The sequence below is a fragment of the Streptomyces sp. NPDC040432 genome, assembly GCF_055595445.1.
The window spans coordinates 195,879-222,729 of the sequence record NZ_JBVIVP010000009.1 but is presented as its reverse complement, the minus strand read 5'-3'; the positions used below and the strand labels follow the sequence as shown (position 1 = coordinate 222,729).

Sequence of the window (26,851 nt, the reverse complement as noted above, 5' to 3'; positions counted from 1 at the left end):
GTGCCTCGCACGGCTCCGACGGCTGACGGCCGGCGGCCGGCCTCAGCAGGTGACGGACTTCCGCTCGCTCTCGGAGAGCGGAGCGGAGTCCAGGTGGGCGAGTTTCCGGCCCGTGAACATGTGACGCAGCATGTCGGGCCTGAACAGTCGGGAGGGCGGTTGCTCCATGCTCATCACGTCCAGCAGAGCCCTCAGGGCATGCGGGTTGCGTGCGCCGGCATCGACGGCACGGTCGATGAAGGACGCGAGGAACTTCTCCAGGTTCGTCGGCGGCTTCCCGGCGGCTCCCGGGTAGAAGATGTCCTGACCCACGGCCAGGGACCAGGCGATGCCGACCGGACGTGCGACGGCTCGCTGGACGCGGCGGGCCGTGCCGGGGCTACCGAGACCGTGCCTGCGGAGTACGTCCCTGAGCGCGACGGCGCACTGGGCGGAGACGGTCAGACCGTGCCCGTAGACGGGGTTGTACCCGGCAACGGCATCGCCGAGGACGGCGAATCCGGACGGCCAGTGCGCGGCCTTCTCGTAGAAGCGCCGCTTGTTGGCGGTACTCCGGGTGGTGACCACATCGGCGGCCGGTTCCGCGTGTGCGAGCAGCTCGCCGATGACGGGGTCGCTCAACGACTTCGCGAAATCCAGGAACTCGGCGTTCCGGTTCGAGGGTTGTCCGCCTCGGGTGCCGGAGAGGGTCACCATCCAACGTCGGTCCTCGATGGGGATGATGATGCCGCCTCGGCCGGGCGCGTCGCCGGGGTTCGCCTGCACGTTGACGAGCGGGAAACCGTCGGCCGTGCTGCCGGGGGCATGATAGATCCGGCTCGCGTAGCCGACGCCGGCATCGACGACGCGCTCCTGCACCGCGGGCACGCCCAGGTTCGTCAGCCATGCGGGCGCCTGGCTGCCCCGTCCGCTCGCGTCGATCACGAGGTCGGCGTACAGCGACTCCTCAGTGGCGGCGGCGGACCGGATGCGGACCCCGGTCACTCTGCGCGCGTCACCCTCCAGCGCCAGGAGTTCGGTCTCCTGCCGCAACGTGATGCGCGGACGTCGTAGGACTTCGGTACGAATGGTCGCGTCGAGCAGATCACGACTGCAGACGAGGTTGGTGTGGTGGCAGGCGTTGAAGCGACGGAACCACTGGCCGGACGGGGCCTTCGAGACGAGGCCCGCCATGATGGGGATGCGTCGGGCGCCCCGACTTTCGAGCCGGCCGACGATGCCGGGCAGGAGCTCCTCGAACGCCTTGACCCCGCCGGACCACAGCAGGTGGGCATGGCGTGCTTGAGGCAGTCCTTTGCGAGGCCGGGGGCCTTCGGGCAGCGCGTCGCGTTCGATGATGGTGACGTCGGCGAAGTCGGCCAGGACCGCCGCGGTGAGCATGCCCGTCATCCCTCCACCGATCACTATCGCTGTACGACCCGGCGGGGTAGAACCTTCATCCATCGGTGTGGCTGCTCTTTCTGTTTTCTGCGAGCCGGCGAATGGCCTCGACTCGCGACGGCGATCGGAGAGCGTGCGAAATCGGTTCCACGCTGATCAGTTCACTGCTGATGGGGGCGGACTCCTCACCGTCCTCGGGCCGCTTCGCGCTGCGGAAGAGTTCGACCGCCACGAGGATGTCGATCGCGCCGGCCACTCCGCGCGCGTGGTGCTCCTCGTACCCGGCCTCCAGCGCGGTGTGGAACGCGGCACGGCGACGCCGGTCATCGAGGTGGGGCGCCAGGAGCAACAGGCCGTCACGAATGTTCGTCTGGCGCCGCATCAGACGCAGGGGGAGGGAGGAGAGGTGGCGGACGCGGATGGGCACCGGTGACGGATCGATGGAATGGAGCAGTTGCCACAGCGGCCTCAGACGGCGGTACGTCGCATGGTCGGCCCAACGGTCCCGCAGGAAGGGGCCGGCCTGCGGCACGATGAAACCGAGGGCGACCAGAATTCCATTGAGCAATGCGAAATTGGGGGCGATGCGCAGGCTCAGGAAATCCCAGTCGGAGGTGCCGAACCAGCGGGAAATGATCGCACACAGTTTCGTCACATCGAAGACGAGACCGCACGCATATCCGGCCTGGAGCAGACGCAGGCCAATTCGTAGCCAAGCCGATTCGAGTTCCTCGACCCAAGGCAGGATCAGCCGGACGGCAGCCATGGCCGAAGCCATGTGGGCCAACAGGTAGAGCAGGATGTGCTCCCGCATCCACGGCGTGGTGGCGTAGTAGGTGTCGAGGTCCGTCATGCGCTCACTGGGGACATCCGCCAGGAGGAAAGTAATCCAGAGAGCGGCGATTATTCCGACGTGGATGATCCACGCGCGGCGTGTGCGTCGAAGGCGCTGCGGACCCGGTCCGTCCTGCCACGCGATGAGCATGCTGAGGCAGCAGCCGCCGAATGCGGTGAGCAAGGAATAGGTCCATGGTGCGGCAATGTTCGGGACGCCGAGGAGCGTATTGATCCGGTGGACGGAGGTGGGTGCGATGGAGAGGAATATCAGTGTCGCCAGGAACAACATCACGCCGGTCGCGCGGACATTCGGATCGCGGAACGCGCGCCTGAGCGTGGGCAGCTTGATGAGCAGGGCCACCACGAAGAAGATGGCGGGCACGATGTACGGAATGCGCAGGTCGGTCAACTCCATCAGCCCATGGGTCCGCTCCTGGCGGTGAGCGATGACGCTATTCGGCCCGCCCGGGTTCGCTCCGTAATCGTGTCGCGGGCACGTTGACCGGGTAGCCACGACCGGAATCTACTGCCGACGAGCAGTCCGAACTCCTCGGCCTGTATCTCGGCCCTCACATGGTGATCGGGCTGGGAGTCCGAGCGCGCCGCGATCCTGATCAATTCACTCCAGGGGATGTCGTCATCCGCACCGAAGCGCCGGGCGGCAGCGGCGACCGGTATTCCGTGATGGCCGCAATCCCCGCTCTTGATGTGCCAGAGTTCATGCCCCAGGATGATGAGTTGATGCTCCGGATGCGTGCGCTGCTCCACGATGACCAGAATGAATCGGTCGCCCTCCAGGGTGAGCCCGGAAGCCCCGGTGCTGTCGGGGAACGCGCGGATCCTTAACCTGATGGGCTTCTTCGTCCTGTCAGGCATGTGCTCGGACATCGCGTTGCACAGCGTCTGCATCAGCTCTTCCGGCTCGGCGGGAAACTCCAGGATCTTGGCGGTCTCCTTGGCGAGATCCGAGAGGAGGCTCTTCATCGCCCTGGTGCTCATTCGTCACCGTCCTCGTCCATCCACTCACGGATCTTCATGGCGAGGGTGTTCCTCCTCGCATGCGAGAGGGATTTGGCGCGAGCGGCTGCCCCCGACAATCCGAGTTCCTGCATGATCTCGTGCATGGGGTCGCTCGGATGGGATTCGACCGGAGTCCGATGGGGTTGGCGTTCGAGTTCCGCGAGTTTCGACCGGAGCGCTCTGTTGACCAGCTGTGAGTTCGTCGCCCACAGGAAGCCTTCATCGATGCCCAAGGATTTCTCGAAGTATTCCTGCAGGGGAACCCCGTGCTCGATGGCCGGCACCTTGATGCCGAGGCACAGCTGTCGCACCCACTCGGGGGACAGACCGAGCTGAGAGGCGATCTCCCTGCGGACGTCGGTGGCCCGCCTTCCCGTCTCGGCCACCAGCTTGTCGAAGAGGATCTTGACGCGCGCGCTGACGCGGTCGTTGATGCTCGCCTCCGGGAGTTCCTCACCCGCCAGCAGCCGCCTGACCTCCGCCTCCGTCAACAGGGTGCGGCTCGACAGCATGGAGATGTCGACGACCTCGGCGCGGACGAGGCCTCTCCCGGTGATCAGCGCGTCAAGGCGTGCCAAGGTCTCGCCGAGGGGAGGGCGGGGCGTACTCACCGATGTGCTCCCGGAGTTGAGGGACAATCAGGTTGCCGAGATGTGCTGCGACCCTACGCGGCCGATTCGGCCCTCGACCAGGCTCCGCCAACGATCGTGGCCGGATCACCAACGATCGTGGCCGGAACGCCGACGATCCTTGGCGGTTGGGTGGCGAAGGTCGTCTGACGCGAGGTCCCGGCACGCAGCCGGTGGGCTCGGTGTCGACCGGGAGCACGCCGGAGTCCGCCGACCCACGATGACGCGACAAGGGTTCGGCTCCGAAGCCTCGGCGGTCCCACACACCGGACGCGGACTCCGAGCAGCGGGGGCGGTGTCGGGGAGGAAGGGCACGGGTGTCGATGGTCTGTTCGGCTGCCGATCGGGTGGGGCGCGGCGCGGTCCGTGGCCCGGTGGGGCCGGAGGGGGGAGCGTGGAGGGCATGACGAACCTTCCAGGTCTTCGCGCCCTCGCCGTGGGCATCGCCGTTTCCTCCTGCCTGCTCGTGGGTTCCTGCGGTGCCGCCAAGCAGCCCGTGACCGCGGCTCCCGCCGCGCCCTCCTCCCCGCAGGCCAGTGCGTCGGTCGGGGGCGGACTCACCGAGGACCAGCGTGAGCGGATGGCTCTGATCCCTCCTGCGAAGGTGGCGTGGGACAAGGCCATGGAGACGGCCGTCGCCGGGGTTCCGAAGGGCAGGCTCGTCGAGATCGAACTGGAGGCCTCGCGGGGGACTCCCGCCGGTACGGCCTCGGGCAGTCCGAGCCCGGCCGGCTCCGCCCCGCCGGCGGGCATGCCCGTGTGGGACGTCACGGTCGCCGCCGAGGACGGAACGATTCACGACGTCCAGGTGGACGCCATCACCGGCAAGGTGACCCGCTCCCGGGTCGAGCCCGGCCAGGACGCGGACGACAGGCGCGAGGTCGCCGATCAGCTCGCCGCGGCCACCACCACCGTCCAACAGGCCGTGAAGAGCGCCACGGACCGCAAGCCCGGCACCGTGACGGCCGTGGAACTCGACGACGACCTCTGGTCCGTCGACATCGTCACCCCGGACTGGAACAAGACCACCTACGACATCGACGCCGCCAAGGGCACCGTCGTACGCGAGCACGTCGACCGCGACTGACACCTCCCGCCGATCCCCCCGAGGGTTCCGGGGCGCGCACCGACCGGTGCGCGCACGTGCCGGAGAACATCTCGCGCGGGATTCGCGGGAGGGGCGGGCCGTGCTCGTCGTGTCCCGTCGTGTCGGTGGCACCGGTTATCGTTCGGCCGACACGAGCGGGCCGGGCCGGGTACGGGCTCCTCGGGGAGGGGGTGGGACGTGGCGACGGTCGCCGTCACCGGGCACATGCGCATCGATCCGGGGAGGTCCGCCGCCATCGCGGCTGCCATCCGCGCCGTCCTCGCACGCTCGTCCGCCGACGGGCTGACCGGCCTCTCCTGCCTGGCCGAGGGAGCCGACGCCCTGTTCGCCGACCTCGTCCTGGAGGCCGGGGGCCGGCTGGAGGTCGTCCTCCCGTCGCACGACTACCGCGAGCGCATGGTCGCCCCGCACCACGCCGCCGACTTCGACCGCCTGCGCGGCGCCGCGGCCCGAGTGACGGTCATGCCGTTCCGTCAGGCCTCCGTACGGGCCTACAGCGCCGCCAACCGCGTACTCCTGGGCCGCGCCGACCTGTTGGTGGCGGTGTGGAACGGCCTGCCGGGCGGCCCCGGCGGGACGGGCGACATGGTGGCCGCGGCACGCACCTCCGGGCTGCCCGTCGAGGTCGTACCGGCGTGACAGACACGTCGAGCGGACAGCGCCCGTGGCCCCGGACCGTGGCCTCGGACCGCGCACGATGCCGGAGTCAGCCCGTGGGTGCTCCGTGACGGAACGCCGTTGGCGAGGGGGGCACCCCCTGAAGGTGCTCCCGTTCGCGGGCCGCGAGCAGTTCCGCCTGCCGGGCGCGGCGGGGACCGCGGATGCGGTGCAGCAGCCGCGCCCAGGGAAGGGCGGGCCGGACGAACGACCTGAGGGGCGAGGGCAGGAACGACGGGCGGGCCCGTGTACGGTGCCCGCCGTCGGAGAGCCGTCCGGTGCGGGGTCCGATCGAACGACGCGGAGCAGGACCGGGCCGGTGTGTGCTGGTGGTACCGCCTGTCCCGCTTCCCGGAGGAATAGCCATGAGCGACACGTCCACCCGCAGGTCCAGCATCGAGATCCACGCCGCCGCCATCGGCATGATGCCCAAGGTGCTGCCGGTCCTGCCCGTCGACAAGCGTGGATGCTCCTGCACCTACTGCGTCGTGGCCAAGGAGACCTTCATCGCGCCGCCGGCGCCCCCCTTCGACGCCGCCTGATCCGGCCGGCGACCCGAACACGGCACCCCGCAGCCGCACAGGCCCCCGCACCACACCGGAACCAACCCCTGAACCTGGCTCCCGCCCCCGGGCGGGAGCCACGCCGTGCCCGGCCCGCCGCCCCGCCCGGCGGCGGGCCGGGGCCGTGACCACCCGCCGTCGAGCACTCGGCGCAGTCTGGGGCCGCCGCACGGCACCGCCCGAGAGCGGGAGCCCCGGGGCGTCGCTCCGCTCAGTTGGCGCAGGCGCAGGCGCGGTCCCGACGAGGTGCCGTCGCTGCGCCGCCACCGGTACCGCAGCGTGCCCGCGGCCCCGTTCGCGGGCACCGTCGCATCGATGCACGCCTGGCCCGCCACAGCAGTGCAGGACCGCGACGGACGGAGTCACCGTCACGCCCTCGACCGAAAGGTGGCGCTCCCAGGGTGTATGTCCGGCCGGGTGCAACGCGCTCGCCGTCGCCACCGCACAGGAACATCGCTTGGGACGGCCGCAGCAGCCGCGGTGGCCCTGTGCCCGGGCCCCGGCGTCACCACGTGCCCGGGCCCGCTTCGGGGACTCCCCGGTGAGACCTCACCTGCATCCCGACCGGCCGACCGCCCCGCCCGCAGGGATGCGGTGCGGGGCGGCAGGCATGGCCGGATCCGGAGGTCGGCTTCGCCGGGGAGCCGGCCCGCCGCATGAGTACCGGCTACTCGGACAGGCCTCGGACCTGCGAGGAAAGCCCCGGCGGTCGGTCGGGCCGGCCGTCGGGGGAGTGGCGGTTGCTCTGCCTGCGGTGGCGTTTTCGTTCCTACGTCGCCTCCGCATCCGCCGCCCAGGAGCCCCGGGCGGGGCGGCCGGTCAGGACCGGCCGGGGCGGGTTCGTCAGGACCGGCCGTCACCCTTCGCGTCCGTCGCGCCCGGGGCGCGACGGACGAAGGACACCCGCGAACAGGGCTGGCACAGCTGCACGGGCCGCTGCGTGGCGGTCATGGGGACGGGACGGAAGGCGAGGTGGGAGAGTTCGATGGTGCGGGTGTTCCGGGTCATGGCTCCTCATTCCGGTTGACGGCGATACGGGGCACGGTGCCGGGGTTCCGGCACGGCCGTCCGCTCTCGTCACCAGGCTAGGAACGGTCGCACCGCCCGCAGGTCGTCCAATCGGCGGACACGGGGGGCGAACGCCCCGCCGGACCCGATCCGCGGGGTTCCGGATACGCCCCGCATCCGGCGGCGACCCTGCGTGCCTGATGCGCGCCGACCGGTCCGCCATAAAATGGTGAAGGCACCTCCGGCACCACCCCCAGTCCCGTCCCAGACCCCCGGAAGCAACCGGACCGTCGTATGGACCCGTCGATCGCGCGGGGCTCCGTTCCGACCGGACCCCCGGCCACCTGGCTGACCTCGGCCCGGCTGGCGGACGGCTCGACGGCGGACGTGCTCTTGGCCGACGGAATCGTCCGCCAAGTGCTTCCCGCCGGACGTGGCGGCCCCACGGCAGGGCCCGACCCGACCGGCCCCCGCCGACCGGCCGCGCCCCCCGAACCAGCCGCCGACGTCCGCCGCATCGACCTCACCGGCCACCTCCTCCTCGCCGCCCCCGTCGAGCCCCACGCGCACCTCGACAAGACCGGCACGTGGGACGACGTCGGCGTCGGCAGCGGGGAACTCCTCGACGCGGTCCTGGCGTGGGAGCGGTGGTCCGAGCACCGCGAACGCGAGGACATCGTCCTGCGCGCGGAGAGGACGCTCGCGCTGCTCGTCGCCCACGGAACCTCGGCCGTCCGCACCCACGTGGCCGTCCACCCCGAGCAGGAACATCCCTCGGCGGTCTCCGCACTCGTGGGACTGCGCGACCGCTGGCGCCACCGCGTCCGCGTGCAGGTCGTCGCCATGCTGTCCCCCGGGACGTCCGACGCGGCCGCGAAGCGGGCCATCGAGGCCGGTGCCGATCTGCTCGGCGGTTCGCCCCACCGCGCCGAAGATCCCGGAGCCGAGGTGCGTCGGTTGCTGGACCTCGCCGAGGCCCTCGGGGTCGGCCTGGACGTGCACACGGACGAGAGCCTCACCCCGTCCGTCCACACGTTGCCGCTGCTGGCGGACCTCGTGCTCGCCCGGGGCTTCCCCTTCCCGGTGACCGCGAGCCACTGCGTGAGCCTGGGACAGCTGCCCGCCCCGACCGTCGACCGCACGGCCGGGAGGATCGCGCGGGCCGGCATCGGGGTCGTCACCCTGCCGATCACCAACCTCTACCTGCAAGGTCGCGGTCTGCACCCCGTCCCGCGGGGCCTCACCGCGGTCAGGAGCCTGCTCGCCCACGGGGTCGCCGTCGCCGGCGGTGGGGACAACGTCGCCGACCCGTTCAACCCCATGGGCCGGGCGGATCCCCTGGAGACCGCCTCCCTCCTGGTGACGGCGGCGCACCTCGACGTCACCGAGGCCTACGCCGCGGTGAGCGACGGGGCACGACGGGTGCTGGGACTTCCACCGGCCGGCCCCGTCCCGGGACTGGTCGCGGACCTGCTCGCCGTGCGGGCGTCCGGTCTCGCCGAAGCCATCGGACAGGCGACCGAGGACCGCCTGCTCTTCACGGCGGGACGGCAGGTCAGCAAGGTCACCGTACGGCGCGAGCTGTACTGAACTTCGCCAGAATGCGACGGAACCCATGGCCGACGGACTCTCCACCACCATCTGGGTCGAATCCCTCCTCACCGGATTCCACAACTGGCCCGACGCACCACCGGAAAGGGACTACCTGGCCTCTCGCCACCGGCACACCTTCAAGGTCCGCCTCGACGTCCTCGTCCGCCACGACGAGCGCGACGTGGAGTTCCACGACCTGACCGAGCGGCTCGGGCGCTGGTGGGGAGCCGGGGACCGGGAGTGGGGTGCGGCGTCGTGCGAGGCGATCGCGCGCCGCCTGGTCACGGACCTGACGGACGAGGGGGTCCGCGCGGTGGCCGCGTCCGTGAGCATCGACGGCGAGGGCGGCGCCCTCGTGCGCCGGGAGGAGTCGCGATGAGCCACGCCGTCGCGGTCCGCCACAACTTCGAGACGGCCCACCGGCTGCCGGAGATCGGCGGGAAATGCGTCAACCTGCACGGACACTCGTGGTGGTGCCGCATCGAGGTCTCGGCGGCCCGCATACCCGACGGTACGGTCGTCGAGTTCGGGGCGTTCAAGAAGCGGATTCGGACCTGGATCGACGAGCACCTCGACCACGGGGCGATGCTCGGCTCGCAGGACCCCCTCGTCACCGCCCTGCGCGAGCAGCACTGCAAGGTCTTCCGGTTCGGGGCGGGTTCCGACGCGACGGAGGCCGAGTCGCTCGCCCGGGACCTGGGATGGCCGACCGTGGAGAACGTGGCGATCCTGCTCGGCAGGGTGGCCGCGGGAGCCGTGCGGGACCTACCGGCCGCCGCGGGCGCCACCGTCGTACGCGTCGACGTGTCCGAGACACACGTCAACAGCGCCCTGTGGAGACCGGACGGGGACGAGCGGGAAGCCCCGGCCCACCTCCCCACCACGGCGTGGACACCCTCCGTGGACGATTCCCGATGAGCGGCCGACGCCCCCCGCTGCGCCGCCACCTCGGGCACCCGGCGCCGGCCGACGGTCTGACACGCCTGGCCGACCGGGTCCCCGGCGTGGGCGCCGCGCTCTGGCGGGCCGCCCACGCGTACGTCGGCGGACGGAACCTCGCCGAGGCGCAGACGTGCGCCGACCGCCTGCTCGCCCAGGGCTGTCGGGTGAGCCTCGACCTGTTCGGTACGGGCACCACCGACGAGGCGGCCATCGGCGCGGTGACGGAGTCGTACCTGGAGCTCGCCGGGGCGACGGCCGGCCGCGGCCCGGCCGTGTGGCTGTCCATCGACCCCTCCCACGTGGGACTGCACGCGTTCCCCGACGCCGGCCGCGCCGCGCTGGAACGCATCGCGGGCGCCCTGACCCCGGGCCGGCGCCTGCAGATCGGCGCCGAGGCGGCGGACACCGCCGAGAGCACGCTGCTGGCCGTGCTCCACCTCGCCCGGGCCGGGCTGCCCGTGACCGCGACCGTGCAGGCGAACCTGCTCCGCGGCCACGACGACGCGCGGCGGCTCGCGGAGGCGGGTGTTCCCGTCCGCTTGGTGAAGGGCGCCTTCCGTGAGGATCCGCGGCTGTCCTGGTGGACGCCCGAGCAGGTCGACGCCTCCTACGTACGGATCGCCGAGTCGCTGCACGAGCGGGCGGCCGCGTTCTCCCTGGCCACCCACGACCGCACCCTCAGGGACCTGCTCCTGCGCGGCATGGGGCCGCTGCCCTGCGAGGTCGGACTGGGCGTACGCACCCCGGACGTCGAGGAGCTGGCCCGGAGCGGAGCCGCCCCGAGGGTCTACGTGCCCTACGGAGCGGACTGGCTCCGCTTCTACCTCCGCAGGCTGGCCGAGGCACCGCCACGGCGGTTCCGGCGACCGCACCGGTCCGGCTGACCGGGCCGGGCGGGCCGGAACGTCAGGGGGCTGCCGCCACCGTCACCGGACCGACGGTGAAGCCGCTGCCGCACACCCGCAGCGGCACGGGCACGTACTGGGCGCGGTGGAGCCCGGGCGGGTACACCCGCAGGCCGGCCGCCGCGGGCCGGCAGCGCCCGCCCCCGGTCGTACCGTCGGCCGTCGTCACGGTCGCCACCCCCGTCAGGCCCGGGGCGAGGACCACGTCGACCGGCTGCTGCCCGTTCCGCTCGGCGGGCGCCCCGATCTGCCGCCCGTGCGCGTCGACCGCGCTCACACCGGGATAGCCGTACAGCTCGCACGCCGCACCGGTGGCACGGAAACGGAGGGGGACGGTGAGCTGACCCGCCCCCGGGTCGGGTCGGCCGGCGCTCACCGTCACCTGGCCGTCGCGGCAGGGGGACGGGGGCCGTGCCCCGGCCCAGGCGGAGGTGGTGGCGGCGTATCCGAGCGACAACAGGACGGCGGCCGGCAGGCAGAGGGCGTGCATCGCGAGGCGGCGGTACCGGTTCATCGGAACTCCTGGGGAACGAACGACCGGGTGGACGCGGCAGGGCGGACGGTCCCGGGACACGGCGGGAGCCGCGGCCCGCGGGTCGGGCGGGTGCTCGCCGCACCAGCCCACCACGCACGGCCGCCCCGCGTGTCCTGCGGTCGTAGGACACGCGGGGCGGACGCCGCTCGTCCGTGTCGTCCCCGGCATCGTCCGTTGGGAGTACGGAGCCGGCGCCGGCGTGCTGGTGGGATGGCCGGACGAATCGTTCCACCACTGCTCAGGAGGTCCCCATGTCCGTCACCACCACGTCCGCACCGGTCCGTGCCGAAGCCTGGTCGGAGTCGCTGCGGCTGTTGCCCGCCGCGGTGACCTCCCGCGGCACGGCGCAGCCCGCCTCGTGTTTCTGCAAGCTGTGCTACTCCGGCAAGGTCACCTCACGCGTGGTTCCCGCCCGCACGCGGTGATCCGATCCCCGCGAGGCGCCCGTGGCCGTGGGGCCCGGGCGTCCTCGCGGGCTGTCCCGCCGTGGCCGCCCGGTCGACGCTGCCAAGCTGGTCGCCGATGCCGGGCTGGTCGAAGGTCTTCGGGATGGGCAGGGTCGCCCAGCGGGAGATCGGCCAGGCGACGACGAAGGCACGGCCGACGACGTCCCCGACCGGGACGAAGCCGCGGGTCTTCGGATCGTTCATGTGGTACCTGGAGTCGGCCGAATCCTGGCGATGGTCACCCATGACCCAGAGCTTTCCCTCCGGCACCGTGACGGGACCGAACGGAGCGTCGTCGCACGGCGTGTCCCCCGGGTGGATGTAGGGCTCGTCCAACGCCTTGCCGTTGACCCTGACGGGCCCTCCCTTGCGGCACTCGACCGTATCGCCGCCGATGCCGATGACGCGTTTGATCAGGTCCCGGTCGTCGGCCGAGGGCATGAGGCCGATCGCGCTCAGGACGTTCTGGAGGGCATTGGGACGGGCGGCGGGATCCGCCGCCAGCCAATCGCCCGGGTCGTGGAACACCACGACCTCCCCGCGTTCGGGCTCGGAGCCGAACCAGGGGGTGAGCTTGTCGACGAGGACCCGGTCGCCCGGCTGGAGGGTGTTCCGCATCGAGTCGGACGGGATGGAGAACGCCTGGAACAGGAACGTCTTGATCAGTAGCGCCAGGGCCAGGGCGACGAGGACGAGCAGGGGCAGCTCCTTCCACAAGGAGCGCTGCCGGTGCCGCCGCTTGCCGTGCGCGTCCCGCGCCCGGCGCCCGCCCGGCTCTTCGGAGCCGTCCTCCTGATCGCCGGTCAGGTCTGCCACGTGCGTCTCCGTCGCCGTTCCGTCCCCGTTCGGATCCGGGCCCACGGCCGAGTATGGGGTCCGGACCGTCCCGCAGGCGGGAGCGACAAGCGGGTGGACCCGCAGGCGCCGTCGGACGGGTGGCCCCGGGGAACCCGTGGGATCAGACGGGTGGCAGCAGATCGCTCTCGCTGACGGTGTAGGCCAGCGGCGGATAGACGAAGTCCGTTTCGTCGTTCTCGCGGCGCCGCAACCGGTAGAACTCGCGCTGCTGCTCGTCGTCCGCCAGGACGAGGCGCCCACCCTGCGGGAGGTGGGCGTGTCCGTCGAGGTACCGCACGAGGGTTTTCGACGTACGGAACGTCACCCCCAGCCATTGATCGTCCGCGGACCGGACGGAGGCGTCCAGGACGATCCTGTGCTTGAGCCGCCGGTTCGCATCGACGGAGAACGCGACGACGCCGTTGTGGAGGAGCGGAACCTCGACCGTGCCGCCCGCCGGGGATCCCTTGGCGGACAGGACGAGCTTCCTCGGCGGTCCCGTACCGGCCCGCCGGTAGCAGGAGAAGACGGCTATGAAGGAACCTTCGGCCAGGTCCAGAGCCTGATCGCAATGGCTGCCCATGGTCCTGTACGCGTCCGTGTAGGTCTCGACCAGGGCGTTGTCGAACCCGACGGGAAGCCCCGCGCCCTCCCGAATCCGGTGCGCCAGCCGTTCGTGGACCGCCCGGAAACGCTGCGCCGGGTTGCCGTAACGCGTGGTGGTGCGCACCAGGGGCACACCGCCGACCCCGTCGACCGCTGCGAGGACGGCGCCCCGTCGGCCCTTTCCCAGGTCCTCGAAGCGGCTCGACGCCGACAGCTCCTCGAAGAGGTCCTCCTCGGCCGGCAGCGCCCAGGAGAGGATCCGCTCGCCGAGGACGCTAGTCACGTGGGGCAACGTAGTCCCCCGTGTTCATGCTGAAGCGGAACCTGTCGCCGTAGTCGATGCGGGACGCGGTGCTGTTCTCCTCGGCGTACAGCCCGCGCAGCTCGTCCAGGCCTTCCGGGGTGGGCGGTTCCAGCTCCACCAGGCCGCCGGCCGAGGTGAGGAACGTACGGCCGTCCTTGTGGACGGCCTCGGTGTCCGAGCAGCGCACCACGTAACCCAGCCTGGTCGGGAGCAGTTCGGCCTCCAGCGCCGAGGGCCGGATCTCGTGCGTGTACAGCCGGTTCGTGGACAGCGGCATGAAGAAGACGGAGCCGGGGTGCAGGGTCAGGGTGAAATGCGGGGGCAGTGCGACGCCCCCGCCGCCGTCCTCGGCGGGTTCCTTCAGGCGGAAGCGGAGCCGGGTCAGCCCGCTGGCGCCCTTCACCCCGTGGTCGAAGGGGTCCTCGGGCAGGGGCCGCAGCCGGTCGAGCCCGTCGTAGAAGGTGCAGAAGGCCATGATGCCGTCCGCGGGCATGTCCTTGGTCTTGTCGGCGTGGGCCGAGATCCTGGCCTTGGACTGCTTGCGTTCGGCCGTGGCACGGGTGTTGCGGTAGATCTGGGCGAGCACGTGGTTCAACGGGGCATGGTTCCGGAACACGGCGCCGGCCTCGCGGTTCAGGGCCTCGACGATCCGCGTGTCCGTCGGGCGGAAGTTCTCGGTCGGCCCCGAGAGGTTCGTGGAGCACCGGAGCAGGCGGAAACGCAGTTCGTCCCCGCTGCGTGTGACGGGCGTCAGATAGATACCGCTGCGGTGCGCCGTTCCGGGCTTGGTGGACTCCGTCAGGGACTGGAACGCGTGCTCGGCGCGGATCCGCCCGAAGTGGTCGTCACCGGGTGGGAAGAAACGGGGGTAGTACACGCCGACGCCGTGCACGCGCCGCGGAACCCGGCCGAGGTCGACGGCGGTCCATGCCGGGTCGACGACCTCCTCGTAGCCGCGCGACAGCTCACGGACCACGAACACCCGTGCAGCCGAGCGGAGTTGACCGACCGTGATCCCGGATATGTCGCCACACAGGTAGACGGTGCTGTGCGCGGGGACGGCCGAGCCCTGGGCGAGGTCCGCCGGCGTGACCACGGCCCCGAAGAATTCCCTGGCCACGTCGCTGTCGTGCAGCGCGGGAGGCGCGACCAGGATGTTGCCCGCATCCTCGATGCGGGCTTCCGACGGTCCTGTCGTGTACATCGAACGCCACCCGTCATTCGCGGCTTGGTGAAGTGCTCGGAACCCCGAACACGGCAGCGGTCCGCACCCTTTCGCCGGCGCAGCGAAACGCGGACGGGGGACACGATCCATGGGATCCCGATGCTCTCACGCGACCCCACCCCGGGCAACGGACTTCCGGCGCACGGCCGGGGGCCGGGACGGGCACACTCCCGCGAGGCCTCCCGTCAGCGCAGTTGCTCGGCCAGTCCGACGATGACGCCCTCCGGACCACGGACGTAGCAGAGCAGGTGGCTGTCCCCGTACCGGGCGACCTCGCCGACGAGTGCCGCCCCGTGGGGGCGCAGGCGGGCAACGGTGTCGTTGAGGTCGTCGACGGCGAACATGACGCGGTGCGTCCCCAGGACGTTGTGCGGCCGGTCGCGGGGCCCGTCGACGATCACCGCGGGGCTGCGGTACTTGGCCAGCTCGACCCGGCCGTGCCCGTCCGGGGTCCGGAGCATCGCGATGTCACAGCGGACGCCGTCGAGCCCGGTGCACTGGTCGGCGACGAGCCCCTCGACCTCGGCGGTGCCCTCCAGCTCCATGCCGAGTTCGACGAAGAACGCGATGGCGGCGTCCATGTCCTCGACGACGATGCCGACGTTGTCCATCCGCTGAATCGCCATGCCGGTTCCTCCCACTTCCTCGTGCGGCCGGTGGTGGCCGCCGCTACGCCCGGGACGGAGCCGGCGGCCCATCCTCGACATCGCACGGCCCCCGAACTCCGAAGAGTCTGGCCCGTGTCCCGGCACCGCCCCGGCAGACGCGCGGGGACGCGCGGCTTCGGTCCGGACCGGGTGGAGTCGGCGGTCGTTACGAGGGTGGGGATTGGCCGACCCTCCCGATGGTGAGGTCGGCCAATCCCCGCCGGGTGGGTCCCGGCGGTCAGCCGTCGGTCTTCGGGACCGGCTCGGTCTCCCAGACTTGGAACCCGCTATCGCCCATTCGAACGAACCAGTGCCCGAACCTGCCCTGACTGGTGATCACACAGAAGTCGCCGTACGGAGCGGACGCGGAACCCTTCCGCGTCCAGGCGGAGGGCGGCAGCGTCAGGCAGTCGCCCAGGGAGGGCTCGTAGGACACGAAGGCGAATCGCGCACCGTTCAGGGCCTCGATCGCCACAAGCCCGGATTCCACGTCGGCGTCCTTGTCCGTGGCCTTCCCCGTGTCGAAGTCGAAGCCCTTGTAAATCGTCGGAAGGTACTCACCCTCGATGCGCACCGGATCCGCCGGCCGGTCCACGATGGCGACCGTCGTGTCGAGGGTCTCGGCCTTGATGGTGAGGGTCCGCTTCGCGGGGGAGAGGGTCTGGAAGGTGGTGCCCTTGGTCCGGACGCTGATCTCGCCTTCCGCCGCGACCCCGTAGACCTCGGACCGGGCGGCCGTGCCCTCGCCCCGGGTGACGATCAGCCGCCAGTCCTTCGGAGCTCCCTCGCCCAGGAGGAAGGAGACGAGGGCGTCGGCGGCCAGGTCCCCGGCGAGCTGGGCCACCTTCATGCCGCCGGACGACCGGATGACGGTCCGTCCCGCCTTGTCGGTCATGACGCGGGCCACACCCACGGCCGCCTGGCCGAGGACCACCTTGGCGGCGGCGCCCGCGCAGGCGGTGAGGGCGCCCACCATCAGCACGAGGACGAGAGCGATCGTGAGCGGGGCGGGGAACCGGGGGCGGGAACGAGTACGGGCGGGGAGGTTCGGATGGGAACGGCGGCGGGGTTCGCGTATCGCCGTCGGAGCGTGGTTCACGGGCATCGCCTTTCGACCGGAAGGGGCGTCGGACGTGGTCGGGCGTGGCGGGCGATCGGACGACGGAGGGGTGGGGGCACCCGTGACGGCCTCCTGGCTTCCGGCTCCCCCCGGCATCCGCGCGTCGCTCCCGGATCCGGATTCCGCTCGGACCGGGCGAGGCCGTCGCGTGAATGGGTTCCCCTCCGAGGGCCGGTCATGCGGGGCGTGGGCCCGCGCTGCGGCCGGTCTCCGGTATGGGTCGAGTGCGGCCGGACCATTTCTCCGGCGTCGATCCGTCGCCGGAGCACCCGGCAACGCACCCCTGCGAGGTCGGGTAGCGGAAAGTACTCTTTGCGTCACGGAGTGATGTGGTGTTCGGGGAACGTTCCAGGCCGGTGCTGCGCTCGGACAGGGGCGTTCGCCCCGGCGGGGCGGACTCGGTCGACGGCCCGCGTGGCGTTCCTCCGCGGGATGGTCCGATCGGTCGTCCCCGTCGCGTGCGCCGGATGCGCAGACTGAAATCGCATCACTCGATTCGCCCCATTCACTTGGTATTCGGATGTGTTTGCAATGACCTTTCCTCCCTCTGTTCTCACCGATCAGGGCCTTCACGGCGCCCGGGACGGCGTTGGGGGAGGTGGTGAGTCAGTCGGTCAGGGAACCGGCGAGGGCCACTGGGACCTGCCGCACCACGCCGGCGCCGCCGGCAGGGCCCGCGCCCTGGCCCTGGCGATCCTCCAGGTGTGGGGGGTGGGCGAGTGCTGTGTGGACAGTGCCCTGCTGGTCGTCTCCGAGCTGGTCACCAACGCTGTGGAACACGCGCTGCCGCCGGTCACGCTGCACCTGGTGCATCCCGATCACGACCGGGGAAGGCTGCGCGTGGCCGTCGCCGACGGTGGTCCCTCGGATCGGCCCGGTGACTGGGTGGCGAGCTGCGCGTCCGACGAACACGGTCGCGGCAGTTTCATCGTCACGGCCCTGTCCACCGACCACGGCGCCACCACGGGATCGGGATGCAGCACCCACTGGGCCGACCTGCCGCTGACCGCATGAGGTCCTTCGCCACAGGGAGGAAGCGGAGGCGCGCATTTCGGCCACGGGTGGTGTCCGTCGACACGTTGTTCGCGGTGATCCGGGGGTAGCGTCCTGGACATGGACCTTCGCACCACAGTTGAGCGCGCTCAACGCCTCAAGCAACTGCACGCCGCCAAGCCGCTCGTGCTGCCGACCGTCTGGGACGTCTGGTCCGCGCGGACCGCAGCCGCCGCCGGGTTTCCCGCGCTGACGATCGGCAGTCATCCGCTCGCCGATTCCCGCGGGGCCGACGACCACGAGGGGCAGACCTTCGACGAGGTGCTCGCCGCTGTCAGGCCGATCATCGCGGCGGTCGACGTCCCCGTGTCCGTGGACCTGGAGGCCGGGTACGGACAGGATCCCGCGGACCTCGTCGCCGGACTCATCGAGGTCGGCGGTGTCGGTCTCAACATCGAGGACACCGTCCACTCCGACGGCGGACGCGTGCGCAGCACGCAGGAGCACGCGGGCTACGTCGCGGGCCTGCGCGCGGCGGCCGACGACGCGGGAGTCCCGGTCTGGGTCAACGGACGCACCGACCTCTTCATGCACGCCGAGGACGCCGCGAGCGTTCTCGGCGAGGCGATCGAGCGACTGCTGGCCATGGAACAGGCCGGCGCCGACAGCGTCTACCCGGTGGCCATCCAGGACGACGACCAGCTGCTCGCCGCGGTGATCGAAGCCGTCGCCATCCCCGTGAATTCCACGGCCCACCCCGTCAAGCACGACCTCGGGCGGTTCCGGCGCCTCGGGGTCGGCCGGATCACCTACGGCCCGCTGCTTCAGTTCGCGATGACCGATGCGATGAAGGGCATGCTCGAACCCTGGACGCCGTACAACTCCTGACGGGGTGGGGCGGTCGCGGTGGGCGGGCCCGCGCGTGGCCGGAGCGCGGGGCCGCCCGAGCCTCCCATGTCTCCCGAGCCTCCCGTACCGGGGCGAGGGCGTCGTGGGAGGGGGCGGTGCCGGAGCCCGGCTCGCGAAATCGGATCGCACACCGATGAGTTTTCGGCGTCGTGCCGGTCCGTACGTGTGAGACCGACTTACGGAAGGCTGGCACCATGCGCAAACTGATCTACGGCATGAACCTGAGTCTGGACGGCTACATCGCCGCACCCGGCGACGACATCGGCTGGAGCGTGCCGAGCGACGAGCTGTTCCAGTTCTGGTCCGACCAGTTGCAGGCGACCGACCTGTCGCTGTACGGGCGCAAGCTGTGGCAGATGATGACGCCCTACTGGCCCACCGTGGCCCAGCAGCTCGACGCCACTCCGGCGGAGATCGAGTTCGCGCGCCGCTGGCGGGACATGCCGAAGGTGGTCTTCTCCTCGACGATCGACGAGGTCGACTGGAACGCCCGCCTGGTCACCGGCGACCCGGTCGCCGAGATCACCCGTCTCAAGGCCGAGGACGGCGGCCCGATGGACATCGGCGGCGCGACGCTCGCCGCGGCGGCCATGCGGGCCGGGCTGATCGACGAGTACCTCCTGGCCACCGCGCCGGTCCTGGTGGGCGGCGGCACGCCGTTCTTCACCGCGCTGGACAACTGGGTGAACCTGAACCTGGTGGAGACGCGAACGCTTCCCTGCGGCGTGATCCTGACCCGCTACGAGACGAGGCGCTGAGGGACCGCCAGCCGCCCCGACGGTCCCGCCGGGTCCGACGCGACCGTCAACGCCACCCCGAGGCGCCGCCCACAGAACACCAGCCGCGCCGGTCAACACGACGCGATCGGGGACGCGATGGGCCGCTCAAGCGACGACGACGGCGCCGCCTACGGCTACACGGGCGGCGACCTGAACGACCTCGCCGCGTTCGCCTCCCTCCAACTGCGCTCGGGCAAGGCCGCCGACGGCGCGACGATCCTGACGGACGAGTCCGTCGACCTCATGCGGCAGCCGGGCCGGCTCGACCCGTCCGACGAATCCACCGGATACGGGCTCGGCTGGCGCGTCGGCGGCCTGAAACCCCCGCTCGACACCGCCGTCTGGCACACGGGCGCCACCCCCGGCCACTCCGCCATGATCTTCCTCCTGCCCGACCGGAACCTCGCCCTCGTCCTCCAGCAGAACCTGTACGGCCTCCTCCACGACGGCAACCTCATGCAGGTGGGCTTCGGCGCGGCCGGCATCCTCGCCGGGGGTACCGTCGCCGACGCCCCCTCCGCCGTGACGTACCACGCCACGATCTGGGGCCTCACCGCTGTGGCAATCGTCCTCCTCGCCCAGGCCCTCCACTCGGCCCGCCCGCTCCACCCGGCTCGCCGACGGACCGCACGCCGTCGCCACGTCCCCACCGCCCTGTGGTGCCTCGCCGGTGCCGTTCCCCCGGCCGCCCTGGCCGTCGCCCTCACCTTCGTGGGCCCCGCGGCGTTGTGGACCTGGACACCCGACGCGTTCGCCGCACTGTGCGGGGCCGCCGTCGCGGGCACCGCCGTCATCGTGCTGCGCCTCGCGGTCGTTCTGCCGGGCAGGAACGCCGAACGGCGCGGTGTCCCCTCCGTACGTGGCCACAGCGCCTGAGGCAGGGGACGTCCCCCACCGGCGCCGCGCTGAGGGAGGTGACGTGGCCCCCTTGCGTGGGACTCGGGCGGAGCCGCGGTGGTGGCTCGGCCGGGCCGGATTTGCGTCCACCGGAGGGAAGTTCGCCATCTGTCCCGAGTGCTCGCGTCCGTCGTCCGCGCGGGTGACGGCCATCGCTGTGGACGGTGGCGGCTGCGGAACGAAGGAGTTGCGCCGGCTGTCCACTTCCGGCGCTCCTCCCGTCCGGCCTCGGCGCACACCGCTGCCGGTTCCCGGCCAACCCGTGCGATCTTCCCGGTGATGGCACGGGTTGGCCGAAAGGGGAATTCGGTGGGCAAGGTGGTGTTCCACAGCCGAAATCTGGCGGAGGCGGAAGAGTTCATTTCGTCCCAGTACTGCAAGGTCGCCCTGTCCAGCAAGGCCGACAACCCCACGACCGTCATCGTGCGCCGGTCCTTCCCCGGAATCAGTGTGGACCGCTGGGGATTCCGGTACGGCTTCGAATTCGACGGCGAAGGGATGGAGGGGTTTTGCCTGTTGAACGTCGACCAGGGCTCCTTCTCGGTGCGACGCGGCCACGGCGTCGATGTCTGCGGAGCGGGCGGCGTCATGCTCCTGAGCCATCCCGGTCACCCCTTCCGGGGCAGCGGAGCGGAATGCGGTCAGACCGTCGTCCTGCTGGATCCGGTTGCCCTCCACCGTGTTGCGGGTGGTGACGAGCGGACCGGTCTCCCGGTGACCGGTTTCCGACCGGTCTCGCGGGCGGCGGAGTCGCGTCTCTCGGCGGGGATCACCCACCTCGCGGCGCTCGCGGAATCGGACGTACTGGGTGGGCCCCTCGTGAGCAGGGGTGCGGCCGATCTGCTGGCCGCCCTCGTCCTGGAGTGCTTTCCCCGCGCACGGGGTGAGCGGAGGGACGAGGCAGAGGCGAAGGGCGCGGGGGCGAGGACGTGGCGGAAGGCGGTGGCCTTCATCGAGGACAACGCCGATCGGGAGATCGGAATCGCGGAAATCGCGCGGGCGGCCCGTGTTTCCCCGCGTGCCGTGCAGTACGCCTTCCTGAGGCATGCCGGAATCACCCCGATGAGGCATCTGCGGAATACCAGGCTCGCTCGCGCGCACGCCGAACTGCTGCGAGGAGACCCCCACCTGGTCACGGTGGGGCAGATCGCCCTCACGTGGGGCTTTGCCCACACCGGCCGTTTTTCCGCCCTGTACCGGGAGGCGTACGGCAGCTCACCGTCCGAGACCCTGCGCCGCGGCTGAAAGCGGCGCGGGACCGGGGCGGCACACCCTCGGCCGCCCCTGCCGCCATCGGCGGATCACCAGAACCGCAGGGTGCTGGAGGGGCTGACACCGTAGACGGCACGGTAAGCGGTTGCGAACCGGCCGGGGTTCGAGAACCCCCAACAGGCGGCGATCTTCGCCACCGACTGGTTCGGGCCGGGTTCCGCTGCTTTCAGCTCCGTGTGGGCGCGTTCCAGACGTACGCGTTTCAGGTGGGCGAGGGGGGTGCAGTCGCCGTGGCGGGCGAAGGCGTACTGGAGGGAACGGGGGGTGACGCGTGCGCCGCGGGCGATGTCGGCCAGGCGCAGGTCGCGGTGGGCGTTCTCCTCGATGAACCGGACGGCGCGTTTCCACGTGGCCGGTCCCGCGTCCCGGGTGTCGGTCAGGGTGGGTTCGGATCCGACCACGTTGTTGGGGAACGCGGTCAGCAGTGCCTGGGCGAGGCTCTGGCCGGCCGAGGACAGCATCAGGGGGGAGCGCAGGGCGAAGGGGTTGGCGAGCACGCCGTCGCGGATGATGAGCAGTGCGGCCTTCGCCAGTTGCGCGGCGGCGGGGGAGTGCGGCCGGAACGAGGTGAAGCGCACTGTCCGCTCGGTCCGAGCGGACCCCGCCGGAACGGTTCCCCGCAGGAGATCGGGGTCGAGGATCACACCGATGTTCTGCATTCTTCGCACGGTGGCCCGGAAAGGGCCCGGTGTGACGAGCGCGATGTCGCCGCCGCAGGAAGTCTGCTCGATGCCGCCGCTCTCGTATGCGATGGAACCTGAATGCAGCAGGGAGACCAGGACGCTTTCCAGCGGATCCAGATCCACCGAGAACGTGAACCCGTACCTGGCGTCGTCAAGGGTCAGGTGCGCGGTGCTGATGCGTGTGATGCGCGTTCGCTCCGCCGGATCCGAAGAATTGATTCGTGAATTCTGGAATCCGGCGAGGGACAGGAACCCCGACAGGTTCCCGTCGGTCAGATCGAGGAACTGTTGCATGCCGACCGACCCGGATCCTTCGCTGGTGCGCCCGGCGCGGGAGGTCGCGCCCGGTCGTCGAAGAGGATGATCGAAGCGGACCGCGCTACCGGTGGGTTCACGCCGTCCTTCACACGATCGTGGCAGTCATCCCGTGCGAAGGCCGGGCCCGGCCCCGCCCCCGGTGGGCAGTTGAGGGGGCCTGAGTGCGGGGTCGCGTCGATCCGTGCGGTGCGCTCGAAGCGGGGTGGCCCGTGCGCGGGGGGCGGCGCCGACGGCCACGTTCCCCGGGGCGGGGCGTCGGGATCCCCGCCGAGTCCGCCGACCGGATTACCGCCCGTGGAGCCGCCGGTCCGAAACCCGACCGAGAAACGAACCACCGGCGAGTTTCGTTCGTTCGTCGGCCAATACCCTCCACAGGGTCACGGCGAATCGCTTTGCGAGGCATGGCGAGCGACGCCACCACGAAGAATCCGCGTTTTCCTCGTGGTGTTTTCGGTTCGGTGGTGATAATTCGGGTGGCCGAGCGCCGACTTGTTCGAGCGCGTCGATGGACAGGCGTATTCGATTCTCTGTATAGATCATTCGGTCTGCCCGGCCGCACTCCTGGGAAGCGGGGCGGTCGGGCAGGACGGCTGGATCCACCCAGTAGGAACCGGAGTGGCACATGGCTCAGGGCCGAGGACGGATACGCGGAGGGCGCTGAGCGCCGCCGTCGCGGGTACGCCGGACGGCCCGACACTCGCCCGATTCCCACCTCCCCACCCCGGCCGCCGCGGGCAATCCGTGGGAACACGCGAACGCGGCAGCACGCACAAGAAGAGGAGACATGTCCCGAAGGCACATGTACGCAGTGATGGTCGTCGCGCTCGTCACCGGAACGATGGCCACACCGGTGGCTCCCGCGTTCGCGGATGCGGCGACCATGCGATTCGACCAGCCCTACGTACCTCTCATCCAGCCGGGCCAATCGGGTCAGGCCACCGTCATCGGAACCAACGGAGCGGGAGCCGCTCCCATTTCTGCCTTCCGTGTGACGGCACCGGACCAGACGACGTTCACCGGGAACCAGTACTTCGTCAACGGCGTGGCCGGCCCCCTGCCGTGCTCGCTGTCCAACGCCAACCGGCTGCTGACGTGCACCGCCGTGCCCGGCAACGAGCCCGTCTTCCCGGCGAACACGCGCACCCGGCTGTCGGTGGCGTTGACGGTCGACGCCGGAGCCCCGGACGGCGTGACACTGGAGAACGGCGAATGGGCCATCGACTCCGGATACCCGGACTCGCCTGTCTCGTTCGCGGTCGCCACCCCGGTTCCCGGTCCTCCCGGCGCGGACGGTTCGCCCGGCGTCCCGGGTGAACAGGGCACGCAGGGGCCTCCCGGCGTGGACGGAGCCCCGGGTTCGCCCGGGACACCGGGCAAGGACGGCCTGCCCGGTGCTCCCGGGCAGACGGGCCCCCGCGGTCCGATCGGCCCGCAGGGCAACGACGGCGCCCCCGGACCGCAAGGGCCCGCCGGCAAGGACGGCCTCCCCGGCCAGCCCGGTGTTCCCGGCCAGGACGGCGCACCCGGGCCCCAGGGATCGGACGGCAGCGACGGCCTCCCGGGCCAGCCCGGCCAGGACGGCGCACCCGGGCCCCGCGGACCGGCCGGTCAGGACGGACAGCCGGGCCTGCCCGGCGTCCCCGGCCCGTCCGGCAGCGACGGCGCACCGGGTCCCGCAGGTCAGGACGGCGCACCGGGAACGCCCGGCAAGGACGGCCTCCCCGGTCAACCGGGCAGCCCCGGCGCGACCGGCGCACCCGGGCCGGCGGGGCCTGCCGGCCCCAAGGGCGACCCGGGCACTTGCAACTGCTCACACGACCAACACGGCGGCAAGGGCAAGGTCATCTCGAAGGACCGGCTGGCCATCCGCTCCGGACCGTCCACCTCGCACAAGGTGCTCGGCAAGCTCCAGCCGGGCACCATGGTCAACCTCCAGTGCAAGGTGAAGGGCGAGAAGGTCGGCGACAACAGCCTCTGGTACCGGCTCGCCGGCAACGAGGGCTGGGTCCCGGCCCGGTACGTCGTGGACAAGTCGCCCGTCCCGTACTGCGCCTGACCCCGGGAGGGGCGGGCAGCCCCCGTCCCTCCCGGGCGGCTCCGCCACCTCCCCGCCGGTCGGCGCCGCGGGCCGGCCACGGCCCCGGTGCCCCGACGGGGAGACAGGGGGAGGCGCCCCTCAGCGGCCCTCCCCACAGCCCCGTGGCCGCGCCTCCCAAGGCCTCGACCACACCTCCCCACGCGTGCGGGCTCATCCCTCCATGACGTCCTCACGCCCCTCACCGCCACGCCACCCGAGACAGGACCCACATGCCGACGCGCTCAGCAGCCACCGTGCCCGAGACCGCCCCGCAGCCCCGCCGAGGGTCCGCCGTGCACAGGGACGCCGTCTGGAGGCTGCCCAACACCGTCTGCCGCATCGGTGGCCTGCTCGGCGCCCAGGCCTCCGGCCGCCTCCTCGACCGCGCCATCGACACCGCCGCCGGCACCCTCAACGCCTCCACCATCCGGGACGGGGAGGTGGTGCCCTCCTTCCGCCGGTCCCGTTCGGACGGCACCTTCACCGCCCCCGAACTGCTGGCCGCCATCAACGAGGTCCTGCCCGGGGTGGAACAGGCCCTCGGTGTCTCCTGCCCGAACAGCGAGATCTCCTACGGGCTCAACGTCCACAACGACGGCGACTTCTACCGCGCCCACCAGGACGTCGGCAGCCAGGACTTCGCCTCCCGCCGGCGCCTCACCTTCGTGTACTACCTGCACCGCACGCCCCGCCCCTTCGAAGGCGGCGCACTGCGCGTGTACGACGGAGCGACCTCCCTGCACCCCGGCGGACGCCCCCTGACATGGGAGGACCGGACCTGGCAGGACTGGGAGCCGGACCACGACAGCATCGTGTTCTTCCTGCCCGACAAGTGGCACGAGGTACGCACCGTCACCTGCCCCGGCCAGGAGACCGGAGACAGTCGCTTCGCCGTCAACGGCTGGCTCTGCACCCCGGCCGACGCCGCCGACCGGAGCGCCGCCTGATCCCACCCCTGCCCGCAGGAGTCCCGGGTTGGGCCCTCTCCGCTCCCCGACCCGTGCCCGCCTCCGGAGAGCCCGGAGCCCGACCGCGCACCCGTGGGGGCATCAGCGCGCCCCCCCCCGGACGCGGCCCCTCGTACGCGGGCGGGCTGTCCCGCGACGCGGCGCACGTCACCGGCCGGATGCCCCCGGGTGCCCCGGGACCGCGTGAAAACCGTGGCGGAGGCAAACGTTCCGGGACGGGGTGGTTCCCCGGAACGCCCGCGGGGGCTGTACTGATGGCTGCAACCCGCCCGGACGGAAGCGGTTCCCACCACGGGCACCCGCCGGGCGGTTCCCGGAAGTGGAGACGGACGATGAACGCTCCCAGCAACTGCCCCCAGTGCGGGGCCGGTGCGCAGCAGGGTTCCGATGGACGCTGGTTCTGTACGAACTACTGTGGATGGAGCGCGGCGGTGCCGGGCTGCGGGGCGTTAGCGTGGGGCCATGACGCGATGGGAACCACCGAGTCCGGCCAGTGGCGAGGAACCGCCCTTGTCCGCGCTGGAGATCACTGAGACCGAGTGTCGACAGTGCGGAACGTTGATCGCCGGCCTGAACGGGAGATACGCCTGCCCGTTGTGCGGATGGGTGAACGATCACTCGGAGGGGCATTCCGCCCTGCCCACCGCGGCGGAGGACCCCGACCACCCGGGCAAGCGCCCTCGCAGGGCAGGTGCGCGCACCTCTCGCCGTACGTAGTGCTCGGACGCCCGGGTCCGCCCCGCCCGTCGAGTCGCCGGGCGGGCCGAGGGGCACCGGACCGGCTCGCGCGACGGGACGGGTGACTCAGCGGTCGGTCAGGGCGCCGTCCAGGAGGGGGAGCAGGCGTTCCCAATGGCGCCTGAGCCCGGAGGCGCTGAAAGCGTCGGTGTCGGCCATGGTGAAGCCGTGGACGGTGTCGGGATAGATCTCGGAGGTGTGGCGGACCCCCGCGTCGCCCAGGTCCCGATTGAGCTTGCCGAGGGCCTCGGGCGTCAGGTCGCCTTCGGCATGGCCGAGGTGGACCCGGGCGGTGACCCTCGTGAACAGCTCGGGCCCGTCGGCGCCCACCGGTCCGTGGAACGCGGCGACGGCGGCCACCCGGTCGGGATGGGCGGCAGCGGTACGCATCGCCAGCAGTCCGCCGATGCAGTAGCCGGTCACCGCGACCGGGCCGGCGCCGACCTCGGGCCGGGTGGTGAGGAAGTCGAGGTAGGCGTCGGCGTCACCGACGACGCGTTCGGCCGTGTGCGCCCCGATCAAGGGCATCACCTGGGCCATGACCCGAGGACGGTCCTGCTCGCCGATGTGCTCGGGAAGGTCGATGACCGGTGCCGGGCCGTTCCGGTAGAACAGGTTGGGGACGAGCACGTAGTACCCGTGACGGGCCAATTCCTGGGCCAACTCCCTGATCACGGGCCGGATTCCGAAGCCGTCCGTGTACATCAGCACCCCCGGCACGCGCGTGCCGGGGTCGGGGAAGGCGGCGAACGCGTCGGCGTGGCCGTCCGTGGTGGGTATCCGCAGCGTCTGGGTGGGCATGGTTGCTCCTGTCGTGGTCGATGAGGCGAACCTGTGATCAATCACGACGGAGGC

At 71.4% G+C, this 26,851-nt stretch carries 28 protein-coding genes; 15 read left to right on the top strand and 13 right to left on the bottom strand.

Annotated elements, in window-relative coordinates; genetic code table 11:
• Window positions 1–42: 42 nt before the first annotated feature.
• From ACZ58N_RS21010 to ACZ58N_RS20995, 4 genes are read right to left on the bottom strand one after another with little or no spacing between them, the layout of a single operon-like run.
• Complete coding sequence (locus ACZ58N_RS21010; RefSeq protein WP_471161943.1) at window positions 43–1,443, bottom strand: FAD-dependent oxidoreductase; 1,401 nt, start codon at window positions 1,441–1,443, stop codon at window positions 43–45.
• Window positions 1,436–2,632: an MAB_1171c family putative transporter gene (locus ACZ58N_RS21005; RefSeq protein WP_471161940.1), complete on the bottom strand. Its 1,197-nt coding sequence runs from the start codon at window positions 2,630–2,632 to the stop codon at window positions 1,436–1,438. Before ACZ58N_RS21005 ends, ACZ58N_RS21010 begins: the two co-directional genes overlap by 8 nt.
• Window positions 2,632–3,201 (bottom strand): hypothetical protein, encoded by a 570-nt coding sequence (locus ACZ58N_RS21000; protein ID WP_471161937.1) that lies wholly within the window; start codon window positions 3,199–3,201, stop codon window positions 2,632–2,634. Before ACZ58N_RS21000 ends, ACZ58N_RS21005 begins: the two co-directional genes overlap by 1 nt.
• An 11-nt stretch (window positions 3,202–3,212) precedes the next feature.
• Window positions 3,213–3,848 carry a hypothetical protein gene (locus ACZ58N_RS20995; RefSeq protein WP_471161934.1) on the bottom strand — a complete coding sequence of 212 codons (636 nt, stop codon included), beginning with the start codon at window positions 3,846–3,848 and terminating at the stop codon, window positions 3,213–3,215.
• A gap of 421 nt (window positions 3,849–4,269) precedes the next feature.
• On the opposite strand from ACZ58N_RS20995, the gene ACZ58N_RS20990 reads away from it, so the two are divergent.
• The 3 genes from ACZ58N_RS20990 (at window position 4,270) to ACZ58N_RS20980 (ending at window position 6,173) form a co-directional block, all read left to right on the top strand.
• Window positions 4,270–4,953 carry a PepSY domain-containing protein gene (locus ACZ58N_RS20990; protein WP_471161931.1) on the top strand — a complete coding sequence of 228 codons (684 nt, stop codon included), beginning with the start codon at window positions 4,270–4,272 and terminating at the stop codon, window positions 4,951–4,953.
• 198 nt (window positions 4,954–5,151) lie between these two features.
• Window positions 5,152–5,613 carry a hypothetical protein gene (locus tag ACZ58N_RS20985; RefSeq protein WP_471161928.1) on the top strand — a complete coding sequence of 154 codons (462 nt, stop codon included), beginning with the start codon at window positions 5,152–5,154 and terminating at the stop codon, window positions 5,611–5,613.
• A gap of 383 nt (window positions 5,614–5,996) precedes the next feature.
• A complete protein-coding gene (locus tag ACZ58N_RS20980; protein WP_471161925.1) occupies window positions 5,997–6,173 on the top strand; it encodes a hypothetical protein in 177 nt (58 codons plus the stop codon).
• 864 nt (window positions 6,174–7,037) lie between these two features.
• Here the strand turns inward: ACZ58N_RS20980 and ACZ58N_RS20975 are convergent.
• Complete coding sequence (locus ACZ58N_RS20975; RefSeq protein WP_471161922.1) at window positions 7,038–7,202, bottom strand: hypothetical protein; 165 nt, start codon at window positions 7,200–7,202, stop codon at window positions 7,038–7,040.
• A gap of 294 nt (window positions 7,203–7,496) precedes the next feature.
• Between ACZ58N_RS20975 and ACZ58N_RS20970 the strand changes: the two genes are divergently transcribed.
• From ACZ58N_RS20970 to ACZ58N_RS20955, 4 genes are read left to right on the top strand one after another with little or no spacing between them, the layout of a single operon-like run.
• Window positions 7,497–8,792 carry an amidohydrolase family protein gene (locus tag ACZ58N_RS20970; RefSeq protein ID WP_471161919.1) on the top strand — a complete coding sequence of 432 codons (1,296 nt, stop codon included), beginning with the start codon at window positions 7,497–7,499 and terminating at the stop codon, window positions 8,790–8,792.
• Between the two features lie 25 nt (window positions 8,793–8,817).
• On the top strand, window positions 8,818–9,174 hold the full coding sequence (locus ACZ58N_RS20965) for a hypothetical protein (RefSeq protein WP_471161917.1): 357 nt from the start codon (window positions 8,818–8,820) through the stop codon (window positions 9,172–9,174).
• Window positions 9,171–9,713, top strand: coding sequence for a 6-pyruvoyl trahydropterin synthase family protein (locus tag ACZ58N_RS20960; protein ID WP_471161914.1), 543 nt, complete (start codon window positions 9,171–9,173; stop codon window positions 9,711–9,713). Before ACZ58N_RS20965 ends, ACZ58N_RS20960 begins: the two co-directional genes overlap by 4 nt.
• On the top strand, window positions 9,710–10,621 hold the full coding sequence (locus tag ACZ58N_RS20955; RefSeq protein WP_471161911.1) for a proline dehydrogenase family protein: 912 nt from the start codon (window positions 9,710–9,712) through the stop codon (window positions 10,619–10,621). Before ACZ58N_RS20960 ends, ACZ58N_RS20955 begins: the two co-directional genes overlap by 4 nt.
• Window positions 10,622–10,643: 22 nt before the next feature.
• Here the strand turns inward: ACZ58N_RS20955 and ACZ58N_RS20950 are convergent, their stop codons facing one another.
• Window positions 10,644–11,156, bottom strand: a complete 513-nt coding sequence (locus ACZ58N_RS20950) for a DUF4232 domain-containing protein (RefSeq protein WP_471161908.1) — start codon at window positions 11,154–11,156, stop codon at window positions 10,644–10,646.
• Window positions 11,157–11,428: 272 nt separating this feature from the next.
• Here ACZ58N_RS20950 and ACZ58N_RS20945 point away from each other — a divergent pair, with 272 nt between their 5' ends.
• Entirely contained in the window at window positions 11,429–11,602 is a 174-nt protein-coding gene (locus tag ACZ58N_RS20945) for a hypothetical protein (RefSeq protein WP_471161906.1), read from the top strand.
• On the opposite strand, the gene lepB is transcribed toward ACZ58N_RS20945, so the two are convergent.
• The 5 genes from lepB to ACZ58N_RS20920 all read right to left on the bottom strand — a co-directional run bounded on the left by lepB (window position 11,573) and on the right by ACZ58N_RS20920 (window position 16,341).
• Window positions 11,573–12,484 carry a signal peptidase I gene (lepB, locus tag ACZ58N_RS20940; RefSeq protein WP_471161903.1) on the bottom strand — a complete coding sequence of 304 codons (912 nt, stop codon included), beginning with the start codon at window positions 12,482–12,484 and terminating at the stop codon, window positions 11,573–11,575. The two genes, ACZ58N_RS20945 and lepB, sit on opposite strands and share 30 nt — an antisense overlap.
• Window positions 12,485–12,581: 97 nt before the next feature.
• Window positions 12,582–13,349 (bottom strand): hypothetical protein, encoded by a 768-nt coding sequence (locus ACZ58N_RS20935; RefSeq protein WP_471161900.1) that lies wholly within the window; start codon window positions 13,347–13,349, stop codon window positions 12,582–12,584.
• Window positions 13,342–14,574 (bottom strand): hypothetical protein, encoded by a 1,233-nt coding sequence (locus tag ACZ58N_RS20930; protein ID WP_471161897.1) that lies wholly within the window; start codon window positions 14,572–14,574, stop codon window positions 13,342–13,344. The genes ACZ58N_RS20935 and ACZ58N_RS20930 overlap by 8 nt, the downstream gene beginning before the upstream one ends.
• Before the next feature lie 206 nt (window positions 14,575–14,780).
• The gene (locus ACZ58N_RS20925) at window positions 14,781–15,221 is read right to left on the bottom strand and encodes a VOC family protein (protein ID WP_471161894.1); all 441 of its coding nucleotides are present in this window, start codon (window positions 15,219–15,221) and stop codon (window positions 14,781–14,783) included.
• A gap of 259 nt (window positions 15,222–15,480) precedes the next feature.
• Complete coding sequence (locus ACZ58N_RS20920; protein ID WP_471161891.1) at window positions 15,481–16,341, bottom strand: hypothetical protein; 861 nt, start codon at window positions 16,339–16,341, stop codon at window positions 15,481–15,483.
• Between the two features lie 552 nt (window positions 16,342–16,893).
• On the opposite strand from ACZ58N_RS20920, the gene ACZ58N_RS20915 reads away from it, so the two are divergent.
• From ACZ58N_RS20915 to ACZ58N_RS20895, 5 genes are all read left to right on the top strand, one after another.
• Entirely contained in the window at window positions 16,894–17,376 is a 483-nt protein-coding gene (locus tag ACZ58N_RS20915; RefSeq protein ID WP_471161889.1) for an ATP-binding protein, read from the top strand.
• 99 nt (window positions 17,377–17,475) lie between these two features.
• Complete coding sequence (locus ACZ58N_RS20910) at window positions 17,476–18,243, top strand: isocitrate lyase/PEP mutase family protein (protein ID WP_471161886.1); 768 nt, start codon at window positions 17,476–17,478, stop codon at window positions 18,241–18,243.
• A gap of 215 nt (window positions 18,244–18,458) precedes the next feature.
• Complete coding sequence (locus ACZ58N_RS20905) at window positions 18,459–19,022, top strand: dihydrofolate reductase family protein (RefSeq protein WP_471161883.1); 564 nt, start codon at window positions 18,459–18,461, stop codon at window positions 19,020–19,022.
• 117 nt (window positions 19,023–19,139) lie between these two features.
• A complete protein-coding gene (locus tag ACZ58N_RS20900) occupies window positions 19,140–19,919 on the top strand; it encodes a hypothetical protein (protein ID WP_471161881.1) in 780 nt (259 codons plus the stop codon).
• A 330-nt stretch (window positions 19,920–20,249) separates the two neighbouring features.
• Window positions 20,250–21,185 carry a helix-turn-helix transcriptional regulator gene (locus tag ACZ58N_RS20895; protein ID WP_471161878.1) on the top strand — a complete coding sequence of 312 codons (936 nt, stop codon included), beginning with the start codon at window positions 20,250–20,252 and terminating at the stop codon, window positions 21,183–21,185.
• Window positions 21,186–21,241: 56 nt separating this feature from the next.
• Here ACZ58N_RS20895 and ACZ58N_RS20890 read toward each other — a convergent pair whose 3' ends face one another.
• Entirely contained in the window at window positions 21,242–22,189 is a 948-nt protein-coding gene (locus tag ACZ58N_RS20890) for a helix-turn-helix transcriptional regulator (protein WP_471161876.1), read from the bottom strand.
• An 808-nt stretch (window positions 22,190–22,997) separates the two neighbouring features.
• Here ACZ58N_RS20890 and ACZ58N_RS20885 point away from each other — a divergent pair.
• The gene (locus ACZ58N_RS20885; RefSeq protein ID WP_471161874.1) at window positions 22,998–24,269 is read left to right on the top strand and encodes an SH3 domain-containing protein; all 1,272 of its coding nucleotides are present in this window, start codon (window positions 22,998–23,000) and stop codon (window positions 24,267–24,269) included.
• Window positions 24,270–24,583: 314 nt separating this feature from the next.
• Window positions 24,584–25,237: a 2OG-Fe(II) oxygenase gene (locus ACZ58N_RS20880; RefSeq protein WP_471161871.1), complete on the top strand. Its 654-nt coding sequence runs from the start codon at window positions 24,584–24,586 to the stop codon at window positions 25,235–25,237.
• An 825-nt stretch (window positions 25,238–26,062) separates the two neighbouring features.
• Here the strand turns inward: ACZ58N_RS20880 and ACZ58N_RS20875 are convergent.
• Window positions 26,063–26,797, bottom strand: a complete 735-nt coding sequence (locus tag ACZ58N_RS20875) for a dienelactone hydrolase family protein (protein ID WP_471161868.1) — start codon at window positions 26,795–26,797, stop codon at window positions 26,063–26,065.
• Window positions 26,798–26,851 lie beyond the last annotated feature (54 nt).

What these genes read in the sequence shown, in the direction of transcription:
- ACZ58N_RS20930 (WP_471161897.1), bottom strand. Translation starts at nt 14,574, where the DNA reads ATGTACACGACAGGACCGTCGGAAGCCCGCATCGAGGATGCGGGCAAC.
- ACZ58N_RS20905 (WP_471161883.1), top strand. Translation starts at nt 18,459, where the DNA reads ATGCGCAAACTGATCTACGGCATGAACCTGAGTCTGGACGGCTACATC.
- ACZ58N_RS20910 (WP_471161886.1), top strand. Translation starts at nt 17,476, where the DNA reads ATGGACCTTCGCACCACAGTTGAGCGCGCTCAACGCCTCAAGCAACTG.
- ACZ58N_RS20875 (WP_471161868.1), bottom strand. Translation starts at nt 26,797, where the DNA reads ATGCCCACCCAGACGCTGCGGATACCCACCACGGACGGCCACGCCGAC.
- ACZ58N_RS20970 (WP_471161919.1), top strand. Translation starts at nt 7,497, where the DNA reads ATGGACCCGTCGATCGCGCGGGGCTCCGTTCCGACCGGACCCCCGGCC.
- ACZ58N_RS20965 (WP_471161917.1), top strand. Translation starts at nt 8,818, where the DNA reads ATGGCCGACGGACTCTCCACCACCATCTGGGTCGAATCCCTCCTCACC.
- ACZ58N_RS20915 (WP_471161889.1), top strand. Translation starts at nt 16,894, where the DNA reads ATGACCTTTCCTCCCTCTGTTCTCACCGATCAGGGCCTTCACGGCGCC.
- ACZ58N_RS21010 (WP_471161943.1), bottom strand. Translation starts at nt 1,443, where the DNA reads ATGGATGAAGGTTCTACCCCGCCGGGTCGTACAGCGATAGTGATCGGT.
- ACZ58N_RS20975 (WP_471161922.1), bottom strand. Translation starts at nt 7,202, where the DNA reads ATGACCCGGAACACCCGCACCATCGAACTCTCCCACCTCGCCTTCCGT.
- ACZ58N_RS20925 (WP_471161894.1), bottom strand. Translation starts at nt 15,221, where the DNA reads ATGGCGATTCAGCGGATGGACAACGTCGGCATCGTCGTCGAGGACATG.
- ACZ58N_RS20990 (WP_471161931.1), top strand. Translation starts at nt 4,270, where the DNA reads ATGACGAACCTTCCAGGTCTTCGCGCCCTCGCCGTGGGCATCGCCGTT.
- ACZ58N_RS21000 (WP_471161937.1), bottom strand. Translation starts at nt 3,201, where the DNA reads ATGAAGAGCCTCCTCTCGGATCTCGCCAAGGAGACCGCCAAGATCCTG.
- ACZ58N_RS20890 (WP_471161876.1), bottom strand. Translation starts at nt 22,189, where the DNA reads ATGCAACAGTTCCTCGATCTGACCGACGGGAACCTGTCGGGGTTCCTG.
- ACZ58N_RS20900 (WP_471161881.1), top strand. Translation starts at nt 19,140, where the DNA reads ATGGGCCGCTCAAGCGACGACGACGGCGCCGCCTACGGCTACACGGGC.
- ACZ58N_RS20955 (WP_471161911.1), top strand. Translation starts at nt 9,710, where the DNA reads ATGAGCGGCCGACGCCCCCCGCTGCGCCGCCACCTCGGGCACCCGGCG.
- ACZ58N_RS20885 (WP_471161874.1), top strand. Translation starts at nt 22,998, where the DNA reads ATGTCCCGAAGGCACATGTACGCAGTGATGGTCGTCGCGCTCGTCACC.
- ACZ58N_RS21005 (WP_471161940.1), bottom strand. Translation starts at nt 2,632, where the DNA reads ATGGAGTTGACCGACCTGCGCATTCCGTACATCGTGCCCGCCATCTTC.
- ACZ58N_RS20945 (WP_471161906.1), top strand. Translation starts at nt 11,429, where the DNA reads ATGTCCGTCACCACCACGTCCGCACCGGTCCGTGCCGAAGCCTGGTCG.
- ACZ58N_RS20980 (WP_471161925.1), top strand. Translation starts at nt 5,997, where the DNA reads ATGAGCGACACGTCCACCCGCAGGTCCAGCATCGAGATCCACGCCGCC.
- ACZ58N_RS20960 (WP_471161914.1), top strand. Translation starts at nt 9,171, where the DNA reads ATGAGCCACGCCGTCGCGGTCCGCCACAACTTCGAGACGGCCCACCGG.
- ACZ58N_RS20950 (WP_471161908.1), bottom strand. Translation starts at nt 11,156, where the DNA reads ATGAACCGGTACCGCCGCCTCGCGATGCACGCCCTCTGCCTGCCGGCC.